26 protein-coding genes and 2 rRNA genes (1 of these 28 running past the window's edge) are annotated in these 25284 nt (G+C 46.2%); 10 read left to right on the forward strand and 18 right to left on the reverse strand.

The features are described from left to right. From ABXT60_RS00225 to cysZ, 5 genes are all read left to right on the forward strand, one after another. A 23S ribosomal RNA gene (locus ABXT60_RS00225) occupies nt 1–1345 on the forward strand; it begins 1544 nt to the left of the window's first position. Nucleotides 1346–1537: 192 nt separating this feature from the next. Continuing rightward, nucleotides 1538–1653, forward strand: a 5S ribosomal RNA gene (rrf, locus tag ABXT60_RS00230). A gap of 119 nt (nt 1654–1772) precedes the next feature. Then, the gene (locus ABXT60_RS00235; protein WP_443630779.1) at nt 1773–2390 is read left to right on the forward strand and encodes a LysE family translocator; all 618 of its coding nucleotides are present in this window, start codon (nt 1773–1775) and stop codon (nt 2388–2390) included. A gap of 96 nt (nt 2391–2486) precedes the next feature. Continuing rightward, complete coding sequence (locus ABXT60_RS00240) at nt 2487–3083, forward strand: DUF416 family protein (RefSeq protein WP_443630780.1); 597 nt, start codon at nt 2487–2489, stop codon at nt 3081–3083. An 82-nt stretch (nt 3084–3165) separates the two neighbouring features. Continuing rightward, nucleotides 3166–3903: a sulfate transporter CysZ gene (cysZ, locus tag ABXT60_RS00245; protein WP_443630781.1), complete on the forward strand. Its 738-nt coding sequence runs from the start codon at nt 3166–3168 to the stop codon at nt 3901–3903. Here the strand turns inward: cysZ and ubiA are convergent. Further along, complete coding sequence (gene ubiA / locus ABXT60_RS00250; RefSeq protein WP_443630782.1) at nt 3886–4704, reverse strand: 4-hydroxybenzoate octaprenyltransferase; 819 nt, start codon at nt 4702–4704, stop codon at nt 3886–3888. The genes cysZ and ubiA overlap by 18 nt on opposite strands. A 114-nt stretch (nt 4705–4818) precedes the next feature. Here ubiA and ABXT60_RS00255 point away from each other — a divergent pair, with 114 nt between their 5' ends. Beyond that, nucleotides 4819–5289 (forward strand): arsenate reductase/protein-tyrosine-phosphatase family protein, encoded by a 471-nt coding sequence (locus tag ABXT60_RS00255; protein WP_443630783.1) that lies wholly within the window; start codon nt 4819–4821, stop codon nt 5287–5289. Here the strand turns inward: ABXT60_RS00255 and ABXT60_RS00260 are convergent. Next, nucleotides 5249–5734, reverse strand: a complete 486-nt coding sequence (locus ABXT60_RS00260; RefSeq protein WP_443630784.1) for a chorismate--pyruvate lyase family protein — start codon at nt 5732–5734, stop codon at nt 5249–5251. The two genes, ABXT60_RS00255 and ABXT60_RS00260, sit on opposite strands and share 41 nt — an antisense overlap. A gap of 152 nt (nt 5735–5886) precedes the next feature. Here ABXT60_RS00260 and ABXT60_RS00265 point away from each other — a divergent pair, with 152 nt between their 5' ends. Both ABXT60_RS00265 and ABXT60_RS00270 read left to right on the forward strand, forming a co-directional pair. Beyond that, nucleotides 5887–6417 (forward strand): DUF1415 domain-containing protein, encoded by a 531-nt coding sequence (locus tag ABXT60_RS00265; RefSeq protein WP_443630785.1) that lies wholly within the window; start codon nt 5887–5889, stop codon nt 6415–6417. Nucleotides 6418–6427: 10 nt separating this feature from the next. Continuing rightward, complete coding sequence (locus ABXT60_RS00270; protein WP_443630786.1) at nt 6428–6910, forward strand: asparaginase domain-containing protein; 483 nt, start codon at nt 6428–6430, stop codon at nt 6908–6910. 7 nt (nt 6911–6917) lie between these two features. Here ABXT60_RS00270 and ABXT60_RS00275 read toward each other — a convergent pair whose 3' ends face one another. The 9 genes from ABXT60_RS00275 to gmk all read right to left on the reverse strand — a co-directional run bounded on the left by ABXT60_RS00275 (nt 6918) and on the right by gmk (nt 17428). Beyond that, a complete protein-coding gene (locus ABXT60_RS00275; RefSeq protein ID WP_443630787.1) occupies nt 6918–7424 on the reverse strand; it encodes a DUF501 domain-containing protein in 507 nt (168 codons plus the stop codon). 79 nt (nt 7425–7503) lie between these two features. Then, on the reverse strand, nt 7504–8268 hold the full coding sequence (locus ABXT60_RS00280; RefSeq protein WP_443630788.1) for an amino acid ABC transporter ATP-binding protein: 765 nt from the start codon (nt 8266–8268) through the stop codon (nt 7504–7506). Nucleotides 8269–8293: 25 nt separating this feature from the next. Further along, the gene (locus ABXT60_RS00285; protein ID WP_443630789.1) at nt 8294–9397 is read right to left on the reverse strand and encodes an amino acid ABC transporter permease; all 1104 of its coding nucleotides are present in this window, start codon (nt 9395–9397) and stop codon (nt 8294–8296) included. 13 nt (nt 9398–9410) lie between these two features. Next, on the reverse strand, nt 9411–10595 hold the full coding sequence (locus ABXT60_RS00290; protein ID WP_443630790.1) for an amino acid ABC transporter permease: 1185 nt from the start codon (nt 10593–10595) through the stop codon (nt 9411–9413). Nucleotides 10596–10752: 157 nt separating this feature from the next. Then, entirely contained in the window at nt 10753–11775 is a 1023-nt protein-coding gene (locus ABXT60_RS00295; RefSeq protein ID WP_443630791.1) for an amino acid ABC transporter substrate-binding protein, read from the reverse strand. 270 nt (nt 11776–12045) lie between these two features. After that, nucleotides 12046–14103 (reverse strand): ATP-dependent DNA helicase RecG, encoded by a 2058-nt coding sequence (recG, locus tag ABXT60_RS00300; protein WP_443630792.1) that lies wholly within the window; start codon nt 14101–14103, stop codon nt 12046–12048. A gap of 12 nt (nt 14104–14115) precedes the next feature. Then, a complete protein-coding gene (locus ABXT60_RS00305; protein ID WP_443630793.1) occupies nt 14116–16236 on the reverse strand; it encodes a RelA/SpoT family protein in 2121 nt (706 codons plus the stop codon). 160 nt (nt 16237–16396) lie between these two features. Beyond that, nucleotides 16397–16720, reverse strand: a complete 324-nt coding sequence (gene rpoZ, locus ABXT60_RS00310) for a DNA-directed RNA polymerase subunit omega (RefSeq protein ID WP_443630794.1) — start codon at nt 16718–16720, stop codon at nt 16397–16399. A gap of 78 nt (nt 16721–16798) precedes the next feature. Beyond that, on the reverse strand, nt 16799–17428 hold the full coding sequence (gmk, locus tag ABXT60_RS00315; RefSeq protein WP_443630795.1) for a guanylate kinase: 630 nt from the start codon (nt 17426–17428) through the stop codon (nt 16799–16801). A gap of 190 nt (nt 17429–17618) precedes the next feature. Here gmk and rph point away from each other — a divergent pair, with 190 nt between their 5' ends. Continuing rightward, nucleotides 17619–18389: a ribonuclease PH gene (gene rph, locus ABXT60_RS00320; protein ID WP_046484873.1), complete on the forward strand. Its 771-nt coding sequence runs from the start codon at nt 17619–17621 to the stop codon at nt 18387–18389. A gap of 60 nt (nt 18390–18449) precedes the next feature. Here the strand turns inward: rph and ABXT60_RS00325 are convergent, their stop codons facing one another. Beyond that, nucleotides 18450–19223, reverse strand: coding sequence for an exodeoxyribonuclease III (locus ABXT60_RS00325; RefSeq protein ID WP_443630796.1), 774 nt, complete (start codon nt 19221–19223; stop codon nt 18450–18452). Nucleotides 19224–19457: 234 nt separating this feature from the next. On the opposite strand from ABXT60_RS00325, the gene pyrE reads away from it, so the two are divergent. Next, a complete protein-coding gene (gene pyrE, locus ABXT60_RS00330; protein WP_443630797.1) occupies nt 19458–20108 on the forward strand; it encodes an orotate phosphoribosyltransferase in 651 nt (216 codons plus the stop codon). A 22-nt stretch (nt 20109–20130) separates the two neighbouring features. Here pyrE and slmA read toward each other — a convergent pair whose 3' ends face one another. The 6 genes from slmA to ABXT60_RS00360 all read right to left on the reverse strand — a co-directional run bounded on the left by slmA (nt 20131) and on the right by ABXT60_RS00360 (nt 25254). Further along, a complete protein-coding gene (slmA, locus tag ABXT60_RS00335) occupies nt 20131–20715 on the reverse strand; it encodes a nucleoid occlusion factor SlmA (protein WP_443630798.1) in 585 nt (194 codons plus the stop codon). Between the two features lie 18 nt (nt 20716–20733). Continuing rightward, complete coding sequence (gene argB / locus ABXT60_RS00340) at nt 20734–21651, reverse strand: acetylglutamate kinase (RefSeq protein WP_443630799.1); 918 nt, start codon at nt 21649–21651, stop codon at nt 20734–20736. Then, nucleotides 21648–23054, reverse strand: a complete 1407-nt coding sequence (locus ABXT60_RS00345; protein WP_443630800.1) for a phosphomannomutase/phosphoglucomutase — start codon at nt 23052–23054, stop codon at nt 21648–21650. The genes argB and ABXT60_RS00345 overlap by 4 nt, the downstream gene beginning before the upstream one ends. Nucleotides 23055–23089: 35 nt before the next feature. Then, complete coding sequence (gene dut / locus ABXT60_RS00350; protein ID WP_443630801.1) at nt 23090–23554, reverse strand: dUTP diphosphatase; 465 nt, start codon at nt 23552–23554, stop codon at nt 23090–23092. A 5-nt stretch (nt 23555–23559) separates the two neighbouring features. Beyond that, entirely contained in the window at nt 23560–24765 is a 1206-nt protein-coding gene (gene coaBC, locus ABXT60_RS00355; protein WP_443630802.1) for a bifunctional phosphopantothenoylcysteine decarboxylase/phosphopantothenate--cysteine ligase CoaBC, read from the reverse strand. Nucleotides 24766–24840: 75 nt separating this feature from the next. Then, nucleotides 24841–25254 (reverse strand): CBS domain-containing protein, encoded by a 414-nt coding sequence (locus ABXT60_RS00360; protein WP_443630803.1) that lies wholly within the window; start codon nt 25252–25254, stop codon nt 24841–24843. Between the last annotated feature and the right edge of the window lie 30 nt (nt 25255–25284).

Consider the following 25284-nt stretch of genomic DNA (forward strand, 5'->3'; position numbering starts at 1 on the left):
CCATGCTTCCAGGAAAAGCTTCTAAGCATCAGATATTGAGTGACCGTACCCCAAACCGACACAGGTGGTCAGGTAGAGAATACCAAGGCGCTTGAGAGAACTCGGGTGAAGGAACTAGGCAAAATGGTACCGTAACTTCGGGAGAAGGTACGCCGCTGTTGGTGATGGGACTTGCTCCTTAAGCTGATGGCGGCCGAAGATACCAGGTGGCTGCGACTGTTTATTAAAAACACAGCACTGTGCAAACACGAAAGTGGACGTATACGGTGTGACGCCTGCCCGGTGCCGGAAGGTTAATTGATGAGGTTAGCGCAAGCGAAGCTTTTGATCGAAGCCCCGGTAAACGGCGGCCGTAACTATAACGGTCCTAAGGTAGCGAAATTCCTTGTCGGGTAAGTTCCGACCTGCACGAATGGCGTAACGACGGCCACACTGTCTCCACCCGAGACTCAGTGAAATTGAAATCGCTGTTAAGATGCAGTGTATCCGCGGCTAGACGGAAAGACCCCGTGAACCTTTACTATAGCTTCACAGTGAACTTTGAACCTATTTGTGTAGGATAGGTGGGAGGCTTTGAAGCGGTGACGCTAGTCATCGTGGAGCCAAACTTGAAATACCACCCTGGTATGTTTGAGGTTCTAACTCAGGTCCGTAATCCGGATCGAGGACACTGTGTGGTGGGTAGTTTGACTGGGGCGGTCTCCTCCCAAAGAGTAACGGAGGAGCACGAAGGTATGCTAATCATGGTCGGAAATCATGAGGTTAGTGCAATGGCATAAGCATGCTTAACTGCGAGACAGACACGTCGAGCAGATACGAAAGTAGGTCATAGTGATCCGGTGGTTCTGAATGGAAGGGCCATCGCTCAACGGATAAAAGGTACTCCGGGGATAACAGGCTGATACCGCCCAAGAGTTCACATCGACGGCGGTGTTTGGCACCTCGATGTCGGCTCATCACATCCTGGGGCTGAAGCCGGTCCCAAGGGTATGGCTGTTCGCCATTTAAAGTGGTACGCGAGCTGGGTTTAGAACGTCGTGAGACAGTTCGGTCCCTATCTGCCGTGGACGTTTGAGATTTGAGAAGAGTTGCTCCTAGTACGAGAGGACCGGAGTGAACGAACCTCTGGTGTTCCGGTTGTCACGCCAGTGGCATTGCCGGGTAGCTACGTTCGGACAGGATAACCGCTGAAAGCATCTAAGCGGGAAGCCCCCTTCAAGATGAGATCTCACAGGAGTTTAACTCCCTAAAGAGCCGTTCAAGACTAGGACGTTGATAGGTTGGGTGTGTAAGCGCGGTAACGTGTTGAGCTAACCAATACTAATTGCTCGTGAGGCTTGACCATATAACGCCAAAAGCGTTGTACAAGCTAATATGAACGCATGAGAGTGTGTGATTATGAAGTACAAACAATTAAGTTTACGATAGAAGTACGATGGGTAAGCCCTCGGTAAGCGCAAGTTGTGTAATACCTAAACGAAGACATATCACAAATTCAAGGATGGCGATTTAACGATCTTCATTCACCTTTTTATTGCTTGGCGACCATAGCGAGATGGAACCACCTGACCCCATTCCGAACTCAGAAGTGAAACGTTTTAGCGCCGATGGTAGTGTGGGGTTTCCCCATGTGAGAGTAGGTCATCGCCAAGCACCTCATTCAGTACTAAAAAACCCCTAGCCTTAATCAGACTAGGGGTTTTTTATGCATTGCTGAAAAGTGACGACTATTGTAACGACTTGCATCTGCCTAACTAAAAATTGGAAAAATTATGACATTAGAGTCCACATTACAATTCCTAGCAATCACCTTATTCCTAGAAGTTACCCCAGGGCCAGGAGTGATGTTTATCCTCTACCAATCAGCCTTTAGCTTCCGTAATGCTGTGGCTGGAACACTAGGCTTATTAACGTCAAATGTTATTTGGATCAGCTTAGTGGCCACAGGCTTAGCTCTAGTGTTAACTCAAAACCCCAGTGTGTTTGATACCTTGCGGTACGCTGGAGCTGTCTATTTGGTTTATTTAGGTTACAAAATCATTCGTTATGGCATTGGTAAGCCCAAGGCTAATGAAAATACCCATGCTGAGCAACATAAAAGCACCTGGTCCAGCTATCGCCAGGGTATGCTTACCTCATTATCTAACCCAAAAGCGCTGTTATTTTTTATGGCGTTGTTTCCTCAGTTTACTCGGCCAGAATACTTTATCCAGGATATTATTTATTTTGGTTTACTAAAAATGACTTGTTTGGCCATAGTTATGATTAGCTATGGCGTTATGGGGCGGCGAATGTTTAATTATATGGGCGAATCTACTTGGGCCAACACCATTTCAAGAGTGTTTGGTGGCGGCATAATCATTGCTGCAATCGCCATTGCACGAGGGTAATGTGGTGGTAGTCTGACAGACTTTGGTTGATCGCCCATGACCCTAGGGCAATAACCCTTTATAATAGGGTCATATTGGCTACTTGGGTGAGACATTATGTACTTTGACGAATTATATGCACCACTTAGAGACATGCAGGACTGGCAGCAAATAGCGTTCTCGGCTGCTCTATGTGAGCGCATCTTCCCTCACTATGCGTTATACGATAGCCTCTCAGAAAATAACCAGGTTAGTATTGCCAGAACAGCTTTAGACCAAGTTTGGAAGCAGCTATCCCTGCGTGGCAACATGAACGCAGATACTCAGCTAACCAAAATTGAGGCGATCGTGCACAGTGAAGAAGATGAAAGCTTTGGTGCAGGCCTAGCGTTTGACGCCCTTGTGGCCTTAATGGCGACTCTTCACTGCGTTGATCACGCAAGCTTTGAAGATGCGGCTAGCGTGGCCCACTTGTCACGAGAGAGCGTAGCTAAGTTTGTTGAACTCCATGCCGACGATGAACTAAGTGATGAGCAACTTATTCGGCATATATCCACCCATGAACTTATGGTGCAGGAACTGGCATTTCACGCTGATGTGATTAAGCTGTTATTATCTCAACCGATTGCAAAAGCCTCACAAATAGACCAGCTTAAATTAGTTGCCATAGCAGACGGCGTAAGCAATATCGGTATTAGCATGAGCCATGGGTAACGTCCCAGCCCGCGTGATAATTCCCCTTACCCTAGACCAAGCCCATAGCTGTTTGCCATTGGCTTACAAAGAGATATAAGTAATGACATTAGTTAAAGGGTTTGGGTACTTGCTCCAAGGGGCAAGACTACTTTCCCACCCTGGCTTAAGATTATTTGTGTTGCTGCCGCTATTGGTAAACATTATTATGTTTGGTGTGGGTCTGTTGGTGCTCATTTCCTTCGTAGGCGGTTGGATGGGAGACATTGTGGCCTGGCTACCAGAGTGGATGGGTGGAATAACTTCGTTCTTGTGGTTTCTTCTAGTCATTTTATTTGGTATGGCCGTATTTTTTAGCTTTAACTTGCTCGCTAATTTCATAGCCGCCCCACTGAATGGCTTGTTAGCTGAAAAAGTACAACTTCATTTAACAGGGAAAGAACTAGGTATCACTAACCTTGGGTCGATTCTGGCAAGTATCCCGAGGTCTATCGGCCGAGAAATTAGTAAATTAACCTATTACCTCCCAAGAATTCTTATTCTACTGATACTAACCTTGATTCCAGGAATCAACGTGATAACCCCGTGGTTGTGGGTCTTGCTCACTGCTTGGATGATGGTTATTCAGTATGTTGATTATCCCATGGATAACAATGGCATAAGCTTCCGAAAAATGAAGCGTAGTTTGAGCCAGCAGCGCTTACTGCATCTGGGGTTCGGTGGTGGTGTGTCACTTTTGTTAATGCTTCCTGTGGTCAACTTTTTTGCCATGCCAATCGCCGTAGCTGGGGCCACAGCCCTCTATGTCAATGAGCATGAGCCATTAAATATAGTTGATTAAAAGACCAATCCACACGCTCAATGCTGCCCACTGACTATTAATGAAAGCTTTAAAGTAGTTTGTGTTCTGCCTAGTTCGGCCTAAGTGATTTTGATATATAAAAAACCCTGCCATAACGGCTAAGCCCACGTAAAATGGGCTATTAAGGCTATTTATTAGGCCCACAGTAAACAATAATCCTACACACCCTAGCTGAAACGCTGCAATTATAGCTAGATCCCAACGACCAAAAAGCACTGCCGTAGACTTTATGCCAATGTTCAAGTCATCTTCTCGGTCTACCATGGCGTAGTAGGTGTCGTAAGCGATAGTCATACAAACCGCTGCGCAGAAGGTAAGCCACGCGGTGAGGCCTGTGGCTTGTGTTTGTGCAGCAAACCCCATGGGTATAGCCATGGCAAATGCCGCCCCGAGGATCGCCTGTGGCCAATGGGTATATCGCTTCATAAACGGGTAAGCAGCTGCCAGGATAACCGCTACAAAAGACAAGGCAATGGTATAACCATTAGTCAACAACACTAATAGAAACGCGGCTAAACATAGGCCAAAAAATAACACCAACGCCTCCTTGGGGCTAACGGTGCCTGTTGCTAATGGTCTTTGTTTAGTACGTTGCACAAATCCGTCTACTTTGCGATCTGCGTAATCATTGATCACACACCCTGCAGCACGCATCACATACACGCCAACTACAAAAATCAGCAATACATCTAGCTTAGGCATACCTTCAGCAGCTAACCAAAGCGCCCATAAAGCCGGCCAAAGAAGCAAATAGGTACCCACTGGACGGTCTAGACGCATAAGACTTTTAAAATGGGGCCAGCGGCGCAGTATCGAAATCACAATAATGGTTCAACTTATAGCAAAGTCACCATGCTACCATATGCGTCTTTACTGTCGCTGCTGAAAGTGATCATGATGCCAACAAAAACCCATAAGCTGCTATTAATCTGCACAGGAAATACCTGTAGGTCACAAATGGCCCATGCCATCTCTCACCAATGGGCGTTATTACATGAATTAAACCTTGAAATTGAGTCTCGAGGTATTCGAGCAAAGGCAGGTGACGCTACAACAGAAGAAGCTATTATAGTGCTAGGGGCAGCTAATATTCATTGGCAAGGTACTAGTCAGCCGCTCACGGCTGCAGACTTGCAGTGGGCAGATGACCTATGGGCAATGACCCAGGAACACTTAGATTTTGTTACTCAACTTGGCGCTGACTTAAACCCAGATAACTTGCCCTGCTGCCGGTTGCTTGCAGGGGTTGATGAACTTGTAGATCCTTTAAACGGCGGGCTTGCCGCCTATGAACAGCTGTTTTTTAGGTTACAAGAACTACTGCCTAAACGTCTTGCGGCAATACAAACGCCATCGGAGGCATAAAAACTTCGGTTACCAAAATGCCCTTACTATCTAAATAAAATACAGATCGCCGCGCCCAATGCTGTTGTTGGCTATGCCTTTGTTGAAGGCAGGTAACTTCTAATGCGCCGCGCACCATATTAGGGTGCTTAAATAACAAAGCGCCCAATGGCTTGCTGCCAATATTTTTAAATTTCCGTAAACCACCACTAAGTGTGCTGTGGGGTATAATACTTCGGGCGCACACCCAAACTTGGCCGTGACAAAGCAGCTCAACTTCGCGGATAATAGCTTTTTGGCGTGGTTTTAGGGCCAGTGCTTGAGCTTCAGACTGGCTTGGGACACCCCACTCATTACTAACCACACGCACTGAAAACTGGCCATGACTTGCATGGATAAGGCGTTGTGTTAATGACCCTTTATCCTGCAGCCAAGCTTGCCAGTGCCGAGGAATATTATGGCACATTGGCCGCCTGTAACTGCGCCACGTGGAGGGGTAAGGTTTTTGTGAATGAACCAGAGAAATAGGCACAGTAAGCTCATCAATTATGCGAAAAATAAAGGAACCATTGTATCAATAAGTTTAGCCCTAAGAAACTCTCCCAAGCTGATCACGAGGTGATTAAAACCACCCGCCTTTGGCTTAACCAAATGGTGCTAGGTTTAAATCTGTGTCCATTTTCACACAGTGTGGTGGCTCAAGACCAAGTGCACTATGGCGTTTGCAGTGGCACCAAAGACGCCCAGCTCAAGCAATTTTATGTTACCGAACTGCAGCGTTTGCTTGATGCTGATGAACAGACTATTGCCACTAGCTTGTTGATGTTTCCTCAGGGCCTAGAGGCCTTCGATGATTACCTAGACCTGTTAGATTGGTTTCAGCAGCTATTGGAGCAGGCAGAACTAACAGAGCATGTACAATTAGCATCATTCCACCCAAAATATCAGTTTGAGGGTGTGGCTTTTGAGGACCTTAGTCACTTTACAAATCGCTCACCTTATCCAACCATACATCTTCTGCGTCAAGCACAAATTACCAAAGCCCTTGCTCACGTCGCAGACCCTGAGCAGATATTCGCAGACAACATTGAAACACTTAATAAACTTGGCCGCCAAAAGGTTGAGTTACTGTGCCCCTGGGGCAAATAGGAATGATTTTATGAAACTCCATATTCTTGCCGTTGGTGGCACTATCGACAAGGTCTACTTCGACGCCCTAAGTGACTATAAGATTGGACCACCTGCCGCTGCTGAAATCCTACAACGGGTTAACGTAAATTTTGATTACGACGTCAGCCAAGTGATCTCTAAAGATAGTTTGGACATGACTGATGCTGATCGTGAAGAAATTCTAGCGGCAGTTCAAGCTCATCCCGCAAAACATGTGATTATCACTCATGGAACGGACACTATGGTGGATACCGGGCAGGTGCTAAAGCAGGCCCTGGGGAAAACTGTGGTGATTATGGGCGCGATGCAACCAGCACTAATGAAGCTATCAGATGCAGATTTTAATCTAGGTGTGGCTGTAGCTGCGGTGCAGGCGCTCCCAGAAGGGGTGTACCTGTGCATGAGTGGAAGAATCTATGATGTTGACAGGGTAGCGAAGAATCGCTCTGAGTCGCAATTTCAAGACCTCTGACAGAGCTTTAGTTAGTGATCAATAACTCATTGAGTCCATAATGCTCATCTAGCCACTGACCAATCACATTATTACCACAAAGGTGGTGGGCATAGTGCATGTGTAAGCAGCGGATTTGCTCCCAATCGCGCAACCCACCGATGCCATAAGTGTCTAGTAGATCAACATAACCCAAACGAGTAAGCTCAGCCAAGTCCTCTGATGAGCAACTTGCCCAGCGCTCGGCTACATACTCTCGCTGATTTGCTTGATAAGCGGCCATCAAATCTGGCTCATCTTGCAAGCGCTTTTCTAGTCTTTTTACGGTGCCCACCATTTCTATCTGGCTAATGGCCTTATGAAGGTCCCTAGATGATAGCCAGTACACGGTAGGGAATGGCTTGTTATCAACTAAAGGACGCATCTTAAGTACTAAAGGGACACCATTAGCAGAGCTGGAAGCAATGGCTTTCAAACCTCTGGGGCGGCGGCCTAGCTGTTGTTCAATAGTCGCAAGTTGTTGGGGCAAGAGCATGATTGTTTGGGGGCTAGAAAAATGAGTAAGGGTTAATTATGGCACTCACGCGTTAGGTGAATGCCATCAGCACGTTATCTTAGTGACCTAAGATCTGGCTTAAAAATAACTTAGTACGATCATGCTGTGGGTTATCAAAGAATTCATGAGGTGTATTTGACTCAATGATTTCACCCTCATCCATAAAGATCACCCGATCTGCTACCTTTTTGGCAAAGCCCATCTCGTGGGTTACACATAACATGGTAATGCCTTCTTCAGCCAAAGACACCATGGTATCAAGGACTTCTTTGATCATTTCAGGGTCAAGTGCAGATGTGGGTTCGTCAAATAACATAATGTTAGGACGCATGCATAAAGACCGGGCAATCGCCACACGCTGCTGCTGGCCACCAGACAGTTGGCCAGGATACTTGTTAGCTTGCTCAGGGATCTTAACCCGCTCAAGAAACTCCATCGCCGTAGCTTCTGCTTCAGCCTTAGGAACTTTACGCACCCAGATTGGAGCCAAAGTGCAGTTCTCCAATACCGTGAGGTGCGGGAACAAGTTAAAGTGCTGGAATACCATACCTACTTCTCGGCGCACAGCATCAATGTTTTTAAGGTCGTTGGTCAACTCAGTGCCATCCACAATAATGTCACCTTCTTGGTGCTCTTCTAGACGGTTAATACAGCGAATCATAGTTGATTTGCCTGATCCAGAAGGCCCACAAATGACAATTTTCTCACCCCGAGTGACGGCAAGGTTAATATTCTTTAGAACGTGGAAGTCTCCATACCATTTATTCATGTTACGAATTTCAATACAGAGATCGTTGGTGGCATTACTTTGTGTTTCTGACATCTTGATAAACCTTTAAAATTAGTTGCTATCGCTTGTGGCCGGTGTTGAGCTTGTTCTCAAGATAAAGAGAGTACCGAGCCATACCAAAACACGAAATAAAGAAGAAAACAGCGACGAAGAGATAAACTTCAGTCGACAAGCCTAACCAGGCCGAATCGGCAACAGAAGCTCGGCCAATGCCTAAGGGGTCTAACAAGCCGATAACGATAACCAAGGTACTGTCTTTGTATAGACCAATAAAGGTGTTAACAATACCAGGAATCGAGATCTTTAATGCCTGTGGCAGAATGATGAAACGCATGGCCTGGCCGTAGTTTAAACCCAATGACTCTGCAGCTTCTAACTGGCCTTTAGGTAATGCTTGTAAGCCACCCCGAATAACTTCGGCCATATAAGCGGATGCAAACAAAGTCACCATGATGAGAACTCTCACCAACAAATCAAACGTAGTGCCTGGAGGCAGAAAATAACTGAGCATAGTAGACGCTACAAACAGCAGAGTGATTAAAGGCACACCACGAATAAACTCAATAAAACCAATGCAAAAGTATTTAATAATAGGTAGGTCAGACTGGCGACCCAGAGCCAGTAGGATACCCAAAGGTAAAGAGAAAACGATACCAGTCACGCCGATTGTCAAGGTTAACATTAGGCCACCAAATAGGTGGGTGCCAACAGGTTCTAACCCGAACCCACCACTTAACAGCCAAGCGCCAATAAAAGGATAAACCATAGCGAATTTTAGCATTTGCTTGCGAGCTGGGATTTTATCCCACAATACTGCTGCACCTGCAACCACAAGAAGAAGGGTTGCAAGGTTAACACGCCAGCGTAGTTCAGCTGGATAAAAGCCATATACAAATAGGTTAAAACGTTCAACAATAAAAGCAAGGCAGGCCCCATCTGGAGCACAGTCTTTGCGGGTTGTTCCCACATAGGTCGCGTCAATAAACAGCCAGTTAATGGCTGAGGGTAGGGCTAAGTATAAGAGGTAAATAGACACCAAAGTGACGATGGAGTTAGTGGCTGAAGAAAATAAATTTTCTTTTAACCAATAAATAACACCCACAGTGTTTTTTGGTGGTGGCAGGCTAGGATGCGTGCCCGGGGCATATGTTTCTTTAGTCATTGTCATCTCTACCTTAACGTTCCACTAGCTGCATACGATTATTGTACCAGTTCATTCCTGAGGAAATGATCAAAGAAATGGCTAGGTAAATACCCATTACAATTAACATACATTCCATTTCTCGGCCTGTCTGGTTAAGAGAAATACCACCGATGGTAGCCACAATGTCCATGTAGCCAATCGCTAGAGCCAAAGATGAGTTCTTAGCTAGGTTCAAATACTGGCTCGTTAAGGGTGGAATAATTACCCTAAGTGCTTGGGGAATAACCACCAGTTTAAGTACGCGGCTGTTAGATATACCCAAAGCTTGGGCTGCCTCAGTTTGACCATGATCGATAGCCACGATGCCGGCACGGACTATTTCACCAATAAAGGCTGCTGTATATAGGGACAAAGCTAACCATAGGGCGATAAATTCAGGGCGAATCACCATGCCGCCCTTAAAGTTAAAACCCTTCAGGGCAGGTACATCCCACTCAATGGGGCTGCCTAAAATAAAGTAAACAGCTAGGGGCAGCAATACGATCGCCGCTATATTAATGAGGGCTACCGGGTATGCTTTACCCGTTGTGTCTTGAACCTTTTGCGCATGTCGGCTAAACCACCAAGCAAACGCTAGGCCGCCAACCACAAAGCCACTCACTACCCAAAATAAAGATTGAAATTCTGGGCTGGGCATTTGAAAGCCACGATTATTTAAGAAAAAGGTATCGCCAAAATTGTAAGAACCTTTTGGCCGTGGTAACGAGCTTACAATCAAGCCATGTAGTAGCAAAATATGCAATAAAACTGGAACGTTACGCATATATTCAATATAAACATAAGCGATTTTTTGTGTTAACCAGTTGCTTGATAAACGCATCACACCTAGCAGAAAGCCAAGAATGGTGGCCAGCACAATACCGGCAACGGCAACTAGTAAGGTATTGATAAGGCCCACAATCATCGCCCTAAAATGGCTAGACGTGGAGCTATATTCAATTAAGTGTTGGTTGATGTCATAGCTGGCATCATCCCAGAGGAAGCTAAAATTGATGTCTTTGCCAATGTTGGATAAGTTGACTACAGCGTTATTAATGATGAAGGAAAAAAATGCAAGAATCAGTGCGGCAGCGATAATCTGCACAATGATTGAACGGGTTTCTTTGTCATACCAAGCGCGTAATAAAGGATTGGTATTGGATGTAGGAATGCTCATAGAGTGAACCGTGCTACGTAGATATCAGCCGTTAAGGGTAGTTTACCAACTTAACATTTGACTAGTAATCAGAGGTGTAGCAACCAAAGACTATTAAGTTCCAGATATGAACTGGGGTGCCGTAGCACCCCAGTTTTGCACTGCAAATTCGTATCAATTAACGAATTGGAGCAGCGTAAAGTACACCACCGTTATTCCACAAGTTGTTTAGACCACGTGCAATTTCTAGCGGAGTATTTGGGCCAACGTTACGCTCGTAGATTTCGCCGTAGTTACCACCCTGTGCAACAGCACGTGCAGCCCACTTAGCATCTAGGCCTAGCATTGCGCCCATAGAACCTGAAGAACCAACCAAACGGTTGATGCCAGGGTTCTTGCCAACGTTGGCAGCAAGGTTCATTGCGTTAGCTTGGGTAACACCCATTTCTTCAGCATTGATTAAAGCGTTAACAACCCACTTGCCAATATCATGCCACTGGTCGTCGCCGTGACGTACAGCACCACCTAATGGCTCTTTAGAGATGATTTCTGGCAACACAACGTGCTGAGTAGGATCATCAAACTTGGCACGAGTAGACGCTAAACCTGAAGCATCAGTAGTGTAAACGTCACAACGACCCGCTACGTAGTTAGTAAAAGCTTCTTCATTAGTTTCGATTGGCACTGGCTCGTATGACATGCCATTAGCACGGAAGTAGTCAGCCAAGTTCAACTCTGTAGTAGTACCTGTTTGGATACATACAGAAGCGCCGTCAAGCTCCGTTGCGGAAGTTACACCTAGTGCTGCAGGAACCATGAAGCCCTGACCATCATAGAAGTTAACTGGCAAGAAGCTTAGCTTCAAGTCAACGTCACGGCTAAGAGTTTCAGTAGTGTTACGGAACAAGATATCGCCTTCACCAGAGCTCAACATAGTAAAGCGAGTCTTACCTGTTGAAGGTACAAACTGAACTTTGTCGCCATCGCCTAGTACGGCAGCAGCTACAGCACGACAGAAGTCGGCGTCAAAGCCTTCCCAGCGGCCGTCAGCATTAGGTGCAGCAAAACCGGCCAAGCCAGTTGTTACAACACATTTGAGTTCGCCAGCAGCACGCACGTCTTCTAGAGTAGAAGCTTGGGCAGCGGTAGCAGTCATAGCAGTTAGAGCCATGCCAGTTAAGACTTTATTGATTAGTTTCATAGTAAGGAGCCTCCTAAGGGCTTTGTCGTTTTTAGTGCGGTAAAAATTAGATTATTTTTTTATTGTTGTTACTGAAACCAGTGGTTACCGAATCTCGATTATTCATCGGAGTTATAATTCACAGTTCAGGTTGATGATGATAGACGAATTTGACGAATTGTAAACCAATAAAATCATCTCTTATGCATAAAACGACCTTATATTGATATAAAGCGCAAATAATTACTGGATTATATTTCCTATAGTGAACTATTTCCACTATATGCTAATTCACACCTTAGCAAATGCTTGCTTGTCTCCTACCCACCTTAAAATAATTTGGCGGGTTTTTTTCGGGTGGGATGCATAGCCTGCAGCGATGCGCTTCACTTCAGGTAATAAGTAGGCGTCACGCATTAAATCAGCAATTCTCAAACCAATCGCACCGGCTTGGCGAGTACCAAGCACCTCTCCTGGCCCTCGTAGTTGAAGATCTTTTTCTGCAATCACGAAACCGTCGTTAGATTGGCGTAAAATATCTAATCGTTCTCGCCCCATTTTAGATAGTGGTGCTTGGTACATAAACAAACAATGACTCTGTGCTTGCCCACGGCCAACACGGCCGCGTAATTGGTGTAACTGGGCCAACCCCAAACGTTCAGCATTATCAATCACCATAAGGTTTGCGTTGGGCACGTCAACACCCACTTCTACCACTGTAGTGGCCACGAGCAACTGAATGTCACCAGACTTAAAGCGCGCCATTGCATCGGCTTTTTCAGCCCCGTTAAGGCGGCCATGAACCAAGCCAACTTTTATATTATCAAGTTGTTGGGTTAAAAGTGCTGCAGTATCCTGAGCTGCTTCACATTGCAACACGTCTGAGGTTTCTATAAGAGGGCAGATCCAGTATACCTGCTGGCCGCTGCTGCAGGCCAAGTGGATGCGCTCTATCACATCTGCACGTTTATTGTTGTTAAGGAGCACACTATTAATAGGCTTTCGCCCTGGAGGCAACTCATCGATTACAGAGTGATCAAGGTCGCCGTAGGCGCTCATAGCTAGCGTACGAGGAATAGGTGTGGCGGTCATTACCAGCTGGTGAAGGCCGCAACCTTGGGGTGCTTTTTTCACTAAGCTGTGGCGCTGGGCTACGCCGAACCGATGTTGCTCATCAATAATGACTAAACCTAAATGTTGGTAGTGCACGGCGTCTTGAAAGAGTGCATGCGTGCCTATGATTACCTGCCCGTCACCGCTAGTAATTGCAGCAAGAGATTGGCGTTTTGTTTGGGCTTTTTGTTTGCCAGTAAGCCAGACTACGTTGACCCCTAGCGGATTTAACCAGTGGCTGAAGCTATGTAGGTGTTGCTCTGCTAAAATTTCAGTAGGCGCTAATACGGCCACTTGGCAGCCGTTATCAATCGCACGACAAGCGGCTAAAGCTGCTAATACAGTTTTACCTGAGCCAACATCCCCTTGCACCATTCTCACCATTGGTGCCGGAGTGATAAGGTCACTCGCCACCTCCTGCCAAACCCTCTGTTGTGCTTTGGTAAGCTGAAATGGAAGGTTTTTGATCAGCCCGTGTTCTAAGCCCTCCTTTACCATCATTACAGGGGCAGGCAACTGTTGGCTCTGCTTCTTGGCTTGGCTTAGGGTGAGCTGCTGAGCAATCAACTCCTCAAGCACTAGCCTCAACTTTGCTGGGGTCACTTCATTTTGCAGCTGATTTAGATCCTGATGTAAAGTTGGATAGTGCAGCTGCTTTAAGCTTTCCTTTAAGCTGGGTAATTGATAGCGACTAATCAGCTGCTGTGGCAGCAGTTCATCGAGTGCCAGTGTGCCTTGCTCTAGTTGGAGCCATGCTAAGCTAATTAGCTGGCCCATGCGGGTTAAGCTTAGGCCGTCAGTTGTGGGGTAGATAGGGGTTAATTGATCTGCCAAAGCTGGCGGCACATCATCAAACAGTACATATTCGGGGTGCACCATCTCCAAACCCTGTGGCCCGGGCCTAATGTCACCAAAGCAGCGAATATTGCGGCCTGCAGTGAAGCTTTTGGCTTGGTTGGCATGAAAATGCATAAAACGCAGACCAAGAGTTGCATTATTGTGGCTAATGCTAACGCGCAAACTTACCCGGCGTCCTCGTTGAACAGACGTGCTAGTGATTTGCCCCTCTACTAAACAAGCTGTTTTTGGCTTGAGGGCTGACAAGGGCACCAGTCGGGTGCGGTCTTGGTAGCGGTTTGGCAAGTGAAACAGGAGGTCTTCAACTGTATGTAAGCCCAATTTCCCTAATTTAGCAGCGAGTGCAGGGCCAACACCACTGAGTTGGGTCACTTCCATGAAATAAGGGCCTTAGGTGCGGTTAAGACGAATGACGCCTGGGATTTTGCGCATAGATTTAATGACCTGTGCAAGGTGAACACGATTGAGCACGGAAATTTCTAAGTTAACAACAGAAAGGCGAGCATCTTTTTCATTCACATCAATTTTCTCAACATTGGCATTGTCTTGTGCGGCGCTGGTGGCCAGGCTGGCAATGATGCCGCGACTGGCTGACACTTCAATCTCTAAGCACACGTCAAAGTCTCGGTCTCCAGTTTCTGCCCAGACTAACGCCAAGGTTTTATCTTTGTCTCGACCGATGTCTTGAATGTTGTTGCAGAAACTTCGATGAACTGCAATGCCATAGCCAGCATTGAGATGGCCAACAATGGTATCGCCTGGAATAGGGCGACAACATCGTGAATAACGAATCATAATGCCTTCGGTGCCATGAATTTCCATAGGCCCAATACCACTAGTGTGCCCTTCGGTATCGGAGGCGTCCCGGGTTAGAGCAGAGGCGACAATATAGGCTAAACGTTTTCCGGCACCAATTTCGGCTAGTAACGCATCTACATCCACTAGTTTTTGTTCAGCAACATAGCTTTTTAACTGATTGGCATCTACCGTCTCTAAGCTTAACGCATTGCTGCCTAACTCTTGGTTTAGCAGGCGACGTCCCAAATTCACAGCGTCATCAGTCGCTTGGTGCTTTAGGGCGTGACGAATATTACTGTTAGCTTTCGCTGTAGCCACAAAGTTAAGCCAGCTCATGTTGGGCTTCGCACTTGCAGTAGTGACAATCTCTATTGTGTCTCCGCTGTCCAGCTTTTGGCTAAGCGGCGCAAGACGGCGATTGATACGACAAGCAATACAAGTATTGCCAATGTCCGTATGCACAGCGTAGGCGAAATCAACAGGCGTTGCTCCAGCAGGCAATGAAAACACTCCACCTTTAGGAGAGAAAACATACACCTCATCTGGGAATAGATCATGCTTAACATGGTTAATGAACTCCATGGCATTGCCAGAGCGTTTTTGCATCTCTACCAGTTCTTGAATCCATTTTTGGGCGTGGTTATGGGCGCGCTGAGCACGGCTATTAGTGTTTTTGTACAGCCAGTGCTCTGCTACACCATGGTTGGCAATATCGTCCATCTCTTTGGTGCGTATTTGTATTTCGATAGGGGTATGTACCCCAGAACCTGCGCGATAGAGCGTGGTGTGAATAGATTGGTAGCCGTTTGACTTAGGGATTGCAATATAGTCTTTAAAACGTCCGGGTACTGGGCGATATAAATTGAGGTGATGCACTGCTCCTAAGATACGGTAACAGGTGTCTACCTTGTCCGTTACAATACGAAAGGCAAATACATCCATAATTTCCCTAAAGGATTTGCTCTGCTCGCGCATTTTATTGTAGATGCCCGCCAGGTGTTTTTGACGCCCGCTAATAACGCCTGGCAGTTCTTCGTGCTCCAAGCAATCAACTAGAGCAATCTGCACTTGTTCCAACAGTGCTTTGCGCTCACCCCGCGCTGCAGCGACTGCTCGCTGAATGTACCGGTGGCGCATTGGGTGGTAGGCGGCAAAGGCTAAGTCTTCTAATTCTATTTTTAAATCATGCATGCCCAAGCGGCCAGCAATAGGGGCGTAAATATCAGTCGTTTCTTTGGCAATGCGGCGGCGGCTATCTGGCCGCATAGCACCAATAGTGCGCATGTTGTGCAAGCGGTCTGCGAGTTTCACCAAGATAACACGAATGTCCTTAGCCATGGCAATAGCCATTTTTTGGAAGTTGTGAGCTTGGCTTTCTGCGCGAGTTTTAAATTCTAGGTGGGTGAGCTTGCTAACCCCATCAACTAAGCTAGCCACAGTCTCTCCAAATTGAGTTTCAAGGCCTTGTTTGTCTACTTGTGTATCTTCAATAACATCATGCAGCATGGCGGCCATCAGGCTTTCATGGTCCATGTGCATGTCGCCCAGGATGCTTGCTACTGCGAGGGGGTGAGTGACATAGGCTTCACCGCTCTTGCGCATTTGGCCATCATGGGCCTGTTCGGCATAGTAATATGCCCGCCGAACTGCATTCACCTGAGCAGGTTCAAGGTAGTCGTCAAGACGCGTTGCGAGGGCGTCAATGGTAGGCATAGTTCGGCATCCGTTCAGGGTAATAGACCCATGTTAACGGAAAACTATCCAAACTTGGCAGTTTTGTTGAAACTTTGTTGAATTGGTTAATAAAACCCACAAAAAAGGAGCCTAGGGCTCCTTTAGATGGGGTAATTATAGCCTAAGAGTAGCGACGAAATTACTCGTCAATATCAGGGCTGCCCTGAACAACTTCTTCACTTGCTTCAGCAACAGTTTGCGTCACTTCATCGAGTACATCTTGATCTGCCGGAACTTCAGTAAACTGTTGATTGATCTCATCATGATCATCCAAAATGCTAGCATTAATGAATCCCTCAGCTATTTCGCGCAAAGCAACCACAGTGCACTTGTCATTTTCCCACTCGATGTGGGCTTCTTTGCCACCAGTTGCAAGTTGGCGAGCACGTTTGGTGGACACCATGATGAGCTCAAAGCGGTTATCAACGTTTTCCAAACAATCTTCTACGGTTACGCGAGCCATGTGTGTTACCTGTTATTTATGATCGATGCCGTTCGGCGTTTACTAACGGCCAAAATTAGACGCGCTAGTGTACAAAATTTAGCCACCTGTTGACAAGAGTTCTTGTAATAATTGGTCGTGATTATGTGTTTGTTGAGGGGTTTTTAAGCGCCTGCTGGTAAAAATACACTGCAAATCAGCTAAAGCATGTTGAAAGTCGTCATTGATGACTAAAAAGTGGCTACCAGAATAATGGCTAATTTCGCTATGTGCCTCAGCCATTCGCTTGGCAATAACGGCATTACTATCTGTACCTCTGCCTTGCAAGCGATGTTGTAAGGCTTGTTGGGATGGTGGCAATATAGTGATAGCAATGGCCTGTGGGAAAATGTCCAAGACTTGATCACGACCCTGCCAATCAATTTCTAGGATTACATCTTTGCCTTGAGCAAGGCTTGACTCAACCCATTGCCTAGAGGTGCCGTAGCTGTTCTCAAACACAGTTGCGTACTCAAGCATTTGTTGCTGACCCACTAAAAGGGCAAAGTCTTTCTGAGCTACGAAGTTATAGTCCACACCATCCTGCTCGCCATCCCTTATAGTTCGTGTTGTGTGAGACACCGATACACAGATTTGGCTATCTTGTGCCAAAAGGGCTTTTACCAGGCTTGTTTTGCCTGCACCAGAGGGAGCCGAAAGGATATATAGTGCGCCAGAAGTGTTGGACATGATAGGGCCGCTGTATTGAAAAAATAAACAGAACCCGATTATATGCAAGCTTGGCGGGAATGTCAGCCTAACAACAAGCCATTGTTTGACAGTTATTACTTTTTGCATGCAGTAAATTTTAAATGCTAGGTGTCATCTGTGCTTAACTGGATTAAAATAGAAGCTCATCATTAATGAACCAAGGTTACCCATGACATCCTCCATTACCGATCAGCTTAAAGGTATCAAGCTCAATTTCACACGCCCTAGTGGCCGAGCAACTGATCAACTACGTGACATCAAAATTACCCGCGGCTTTACCAAGCATGCAGAAGGCTCGGTACTGATCGAATTTGGTGATACCCGTGTGCTGTGCACAGCGACAGTAGAGCGCGGTGTGCCCCGATTTTTACGTGGCTCTGGCAGTGGTTGGGTAACGGCTGAATATGGCATGTTGCCCCGCGCTACCCATTCTCGTAACGGTCGTGAAGCGGCTCGCGGCAAGCAGGGTGGGCGTACTTTAGAAATCCAACGTTTGATTGGTCGCTCTTTACGCGCATCGCTAAATTTAGAAAAACTGGGTGAAAATACCATTACCTTAGATTGTGACGTTCTGCAAGCCGATGGTGGTACGCGCACAGCCTCTATTACTGGGGCTTACATTGCTATGGTAGATGCCATTAATGTGCTAAAGAAAGATAAAAATGGCGCTATGAGAGGAGATCCTCTTAGGCGTCAGATTGCAGCAATCTCTGTGGGCATATATAAAGATGAGCCGGTGCTTGATTTGGATTATGACGAAGATTCGAAGGCCGAAACGGATATGAATGTAGTAATGACTGCAGACGGTGGGTTTATCGAAGTTCAGGGCACTGCTGAGGGCTCGCCCTACACCCAAGACCAAATGATGGCAATGTTGGCTTTAGCCCGCAAGGGTATTACTGAGATTGCAGCACTCCAAACAGCTGCTTTAGCAGACTAGGCTTGTTGTGGGCTGCTGTTCTTATTTGTCACTTTCAGCAGCAGCTCTCGTGCAGTGTCATCATAAGTCGCAGGTATAGTCGATAATCAATGGCGAATGATTAGAGAAACGCTGTTCACGGTAAATACCAGCATTACGGACGTTGCGGCGTAAATTAGGGGTAGTAATTTGATAATCTAGCCGCGCACCTTCGTTAAGCTTAAATGCTCTGTTGTAGTCTGGCCACCAGGTAAACTGGCGCTCATTTTGGTTGACCTGACGAAAGGCATCACAAAATTCTAGTTGGAAAAAAATCTCATCTAAGACGTCGCGCTCTTCCGGTAAAAAGCCAGAATTCTTTTGATTTACATACCACCCAGAAAGGTCTTCGGGCTTATGCGCTGTATTTATGGTGCCACAGAAAATAAACTCACGACGCTTGCGCAGGGTTTTGCGTAGGTGGTTACTAAACTGGTCCATAAACTCGTTTTTAGCGTCTTGTTTATCGTCATCACCCAGGCCTGAAGGCACAGAAATAGACGCAATGCTAATTTTTTCGAAGTCAGCTTGGATAAAACGACCCTCAAAATCACACCCAGAAAAACCAAGCCCCGTCATAACTGCCTTTGGCTGGTGGCGGCTATAAATGGCGGTACCACCATAACCATCCTCAAACGCATCAAAAAAGTAGACATGCCAGCCCTCTGGATGAAATAGCGGCTCGTCGAGCTGATAGTCTTTTTCACGAATATCTTGCAAGCACACCACATCGGCATCTTGGGTTATCATCCAATCAAACAGGCCGCGTTCGGCTGCCTGACGTAAACCTTGAACATTTAAAGTAATAACACGCATGGGTATTGTTGGGTCACTCGCAAATAAGCTTATATTAGAGCCTGCAAATTCGCATTAGGAATTGATTTTATTATTTCCTAGTGATTATACCACGGTCTAGACATATGGCCCACATCGGACTCTGAAATGTCTGGTGATTTACTTACATTTACTCTCTCTAATGGCATCCTTCGCCTCAGGCCATGGTGTATAATACCAACAGGTAAATTGGCGACAAATAACTTAGAGAAACTTATGAAAGACTACCAAAGAGAATTTATAGAGTTTGCCATTGAGCGTGACGTTTTGCGTTTTGGTGAATTCACCTTAAAATCTGGTCGTCTAAGCCCTTACTATTTTAACTTTGGCCTGTTTAACACAGGTTCTGCCCTGGCTCGATTGGGCCGATACTTTGCCCAAGCTTTAGTTGACTCAGGCATTAAATGTGACGTCATTTTAGGCCCAGCATATAAAGGCATTCCACTGGCTACTGCCATGGTGGTAGCTTTAAGTGAGCATCATGGTATTGATATGCCTTATGCCTTTAACCGTAAAGAAGTTAAAGCCCATGGGGAAGGCGGTTCTATAGTGGGCGCTGAGCTCAGAGGGAGGGTGGCTATTGTTGATGATGTCATTACTGCAGGGACGGCAATTCGAGAAGTAATGGCCATCATCGACGCTCATAAGGCCACCCCTGCTGCCACACTGATTGCCATTGACCGCATGGAAAAAGGCCAAGGTGATCTGTCAGCTATTCAGGAAGTAGAGAGAGATTACGCGATCAAAGTGGTCAGTATTATTAGCTTTAATGACGTACTGGAATACTTGCAAGAAAATAGCGCCAATCACGCACACGTTGAGGCGATGCTTAGGTACCGTGAAGACTTTGGCGTGCTCGTGGCATAGTGTGCCCCCGCAGCGTAAAATCCTAGCGCATGAGATTTTGGCTTAAAGTAGACCATTGATCTGCCCAAGTGGCCGTGGGCTTATGGCGAAAGTTTGTGCGGCTATACTGGCGAATCCTACCTTCTACGACGGCCATCAATAGGTTGGCACTGCTAGTAGGTGTGTCTTTAGTTCGCAAGCTTTCACGCAGTTCTGCTTCTCTAAGAATTTGCTTAAGCTGAGTCTCCAATTTTTCAAATAGCTGGTTAACTCGGTTGCCTAATCGCTCGTTCTCACCTATTAGAGCTTCGCCTGTCAATATTCGGCTGATGCCCGCATTGCGCTCTACAAAGGTAAGTAGCAGCGTAAGAATTTGCTGGCATTTAGCCAGAGCACCTAGTTCTTGTTGCTGGATCATCTTTGCACGACTAAAAATAGTGTCCTCAACAAACTCAATTAGGGCATCAAACATTTGCGCTTTACTGGCGAAGTGCCTATATAAAGCGGCCTCAGACACACCTACACGTTTAGCTAAAGCAGCTGTGGTGATACGCATATTGGGATCTTCTAACATTTCCATTAGGGCGTGTAAGATTTGTTGTTTACGGGATATTTTAGCTTCAGTCATAGTGCTATTGTGGCTTCTTTAAGGTGTTTTAGTGTTATCAGTGGTGTCTGTAATCAGGGTGCCTACACCTTGATCAGTAAAGATTTCCAATAGCGTAGCATGATTCACTCGTCCGTCAATAATATGGGCACGCTTCACTCCGCCTTTTACGGCATCTAACGCGCAAGCTATTTTAGGTAACATGCCACCATAAATGGTGCCATCGGCAATCAATTTATCAACTTGATTAGTTGATAAGCCAGTTAATAAATGACCTTCTTTATCTAACAGCCCCGCAGTATTGGTCAGCAGCATAAGCTTTTCGGCTTGCAGGATTTCTGCGACTTTACCAGCTACTAAGTCGGCGTTAATGTTATATGAGTTACCCTCGTCGTCTACCCCAATAGGGGCAATGACAGGAATAAAGTCACTATTGCGCAACATGTCGAGCACGTCGGTATTAATGGCACTTACTTCACCGACATGGCCAATATCAATAATCTCAGGTGCCAACATTTCTGGCGTTTGGTGAGTCACTCTTAATTGTTTAGCTTGTATAAGTTTGCCATCCTTACCTGTTAAACCGATCGCTTGGCCACCATTTTGATTGATGAGGTTAACGATATCTTTATTAACCGCACCACCAAGCACCATTTCTACCACATTCATGGTAGCGGTATCTGTGACGCGCATACCATTAACAAAGTGCGAATCTATGTTGAGCTTGGTGAGTAGATCACCAATTTGTGGGCCTCCACCATGTACAACAACAGGGTTCATCCCCACCAGTTTCATCATCACAATATCTCGTGCAAAACTGTTCTTGAGGTCGTCGTCAATCATGGCGTTACCACCAAACTTAACCACAATTGTTTTGCCAGTAAAGCGTTGAATATAGGGCAAGGCTTCGCTTAATACTTGTGCTACGTTAATGGCAGCTTGGCGATCGAGTGTCATAGGTGGTAGTCCGGCACGGTAAGTTTGGCATCAACGGCATGTAAGTGGCGTTGGAATTCATCTTGAATACGTTGCAATGCAGCTTTGCTCTCGCCCTCAAAGCGTAACACTAAAACAGGGGTGGTGTTAGAGGCTCTTACTAAACCCCAGCCATCTTTATAATCCACACGGATGCCATCAATGGTAGACACTTTGCCCGCGGGGAATTGCGCCTGCTGTAACTGTGTTACTAACTCAAATTTTTCGTCTTCAGTAACATTAATATTAATTTCTGGGGTGCTGAAATCTTCTGGAAAACGCTTGAATATAGCGCTTGCTGGTTCACAACTGTCGGCTAATATTTCGCACAAGCGAACAGCACTGTATATGCCATCATCAAATCCATACCAGCGTTCTTTAAAGAAAATGTGACCGCTCATTTCACCTGCAAGTAAAGCCCCTGTTTCAATCATTTTACTTTTAATTAGGGAATGCCCAGTTTTCCACATGGTGGGTACACCGCCCATACTCTGGATAAAAGGTTCTAAAAGACGAGTGCACTTCACATCATAAATAATCTCTGCATTAGGGTTGCGGCTAATTACATCTTCTGCAAACAGCATAAGCAGCTTGTCTGGATAAATCATCTGTCCAGCCTCGGTAATCACCCCGACACGATCACCATCACCGTCAAAGGCAAGGCCAATATCCGCTTTATGCTCTGCAACGGCGGCTTGTAAATCAACCAAATTAGCCGGTTTACCAGGGTCTGGATGATGGTTAGGGAAGTTGCCATCGACTTCACAGAATAATTCGATAACCTCACAGCCCAATTGTTTAAATAGCTTTGGTGCAATGTCTCCAGCAATACCATTGCCAGCATCTAGTACGACTTTTAGGGGCTTAGCCAGCTTAATGTCATGGCTAATTCGATCCTGATAGGTCTGATCGATCACATGGTCTTCAATGTTGCCCACACCACGCTCGTAGTCTTGTAGGTCAATAAGGTCTCGCAACGCTATAATGCTTTCGTTAGCTAAAGTTTGGCCACCAATGACAATTTTACAACCATTATAATTAGAAGGGTTATGGCTACCCGTAAGCATAATGCCAGATTTGGTGTCTAAGGTTTTAACTCCAAAGTACAATACTGGCGTAGGCACAGCGCCTAAATGCAGCACGTGGCAGCCAGTGTCAGATAAACCAGCCATTAACGCTTGGCCTAACCTTGGGCTAGATAATCTGCCATCAGCACCAACAGCGATACTGTATTCGCCATTGCGTATCACCTGGGTGCCTACGGCCAAGCCAATATGGTAGAGCATGGCTTCACTGAGCTGTTTGTCGACAATGCCTCGGATGTCGTATGCCCGAAAAATTTCATTGGCTAGTGGAAGGGGGGGTTGGTAGCGAAGGCGATCCATGCGGGTAATATCCTATAATTCAGTGTGTGAAGGTTCTATTGACGACCAGAATGCCCAAAACCACCGACGCCTCGAAGGCTGGCATCAAAATCATCAACAATGGTGAGCTCGGCTTGAACCACGGGCACAAGCACCATTTGAGCGATGCGCTCTGATGGCTCAATTATAAATGGAGTGCCGCCTCGATTCCAGCAGGACACCATGAGTTGGCCCTGGTAGTCTGAATCTATAAGGCCTACCAAATTACCCAAAACTACGCCATGTTTATGACCAAGGCCAGACCTAGGCAGTAACATAGCACACAGGTTTGGATCTTCAATGTGAATTGCCATTCCCGTAGGGATTAACTCTGTTTGGCCAGGGTTTAGGGTAATGGCATGATCAATACAGGCGCGCAGATCCATGCCGGCAGAGCCAGCTGTAGCATAAGTAGGTAACGGAATCTCTTGGCCCACCCGTGGGTCGAGTATTTTTACAGCTAATTGTGGACGTTGGGTCATGTGGTTTATGCCTTGTGAGAGGTGTTGGTTATGGCCACGATGAGTCGGCGAGCCAATTGTTGTTTGGATAATAAGGGTAATTCTTCTACACCATTAGAAGTGATTAAACTGACCTGGTTATTATCGCTATTAAAGCCAATGTCAGTATTGGAAACGTCATTGGCAATGATCATATGCACACCCTTGCGGCCCAGTTTAGTTTGCCCATTAAGAATTAAGTTTTCTGTCTCTGCAGCAAAACCAATGCAGATGGTTTGGGGGTGTTGTTTAGCCATAGTAGCTAATATATCTGGGTTTTGTACCAGGTCTAATGAGAGCCTGTCATCTGCATTAAGCTTCTTCAGCTTTTCTTGTGACGCTATAATAGGGCGATAATCAGCTACTGCGGCTGCAGCTATAAAGTAATCTGCACTATGGCCTACGTTAAGGCTTGCCTCAAGCATGTCTTGGGCGCTTTCAACGGCAACAAATTTAATGTCATCTGGCTTTGCTAGATGAGTAGGGCCACTAATAAGGGTAACCGTTGCACCTTGGTCCCTTGCAGCCTGAGCCAAAGCGTAGCCCATCTTGCCTGAACTATGGTTGCTGATGTATCGCACTGGATCTATTGCTTCTCTGGTGGGCCCTGCAGTAATCACTAGAGTTTTACCCGCTAGCAGGCCTTGGTCGAACTGTGCTTTAACGGTGGTTAACAGCTCGCTTGGCTCCAACATTCGACCAGCGCCAGTGTCACCGCAAGCTTGTTCGCCTTCTGCGGGGCCGTGTATTTGTATGCCCCTTGCTAGCAGTGTCGTTAGGTTGCTTTGCGTGGCTGGGTCTCGCCACATGGCTTGGTTCATCGCCGGTGCCAAAAGCACAGGTGCATCGGTTGCCAAACAAAGGGTTGTAAGCAAATCGTCTGCCTGACCTTGGGCTAAGCGCGCCATAACGTTGGCGCTGGCTGGTGCAATGAGCAATAAGTCTGCCCATCGGGCCAGTTGTATGTGCCCCATGCCGGCTTCGGCTTTAGGGTTAAGCAGGTGCTGATGAACAGGGTTGCCAGAAAGGGCTTGCAGAGTGAGTGGGGTAATAAACGCTGTGGCACCAGATGTCATCACGACTTCAACCTGAGCGCCTGCCTTTATTAGCAGCCGCACTAGCTCTGCACTTTTATAGGCCGCTATGCCGCCGGTGATGGCGAGGATAATATGTTTGTTAGTGAGGCGGCTCATAGGGAGATATAACCAATGATTAAAACGAAAGTTAGCGTGCTACTTTAGCATAAATGAAACCAACATCTCATTAGCTTAATGGCGTTCCTTGCAAATGAAATCATGCACAGCCCTAAGGATATCTTTGCGGCTAACCTGGCCAATTAGCTTACCTTCTTCGACTACCGGTATACGGCGCCGACCACGCTGAATAAATTGCTCTGCAACAGCAATGATGTCGGTATTGCCATCGACCGTGTCAACTTTGGTAGTCATAAATTCACCTACAGTGCCACCGACCTCTTCCTTGTGGTAAGTTTTATTCAAAATGCCTCTAAGGCAATCTACTTCAGACATCACACCCACTAAATAGCCCGCTTCATCAACGACTGGAGCACCAGACACTGGGTGCTCAGAAAAAACTTTAATGGCTTGAAATAACGGGGTGTCAGCATAAAATGTGATGAGCTGACGGGTCATGTAATCTGTCACTTTTACGGATTGAAGCATATATTTTTCTCACAAAACAGGCTGTCGATA

Source organism: Candidatus Njordibacter sp. Uisw_056 (genome assembly GCF_047730085.1).
Classification (GTDB): domain Bacteria; phylum Pseudomonadota; class Gammaproteobacteria; order Pseudomonadales; family Balneatricaceae; genus Njordibacter.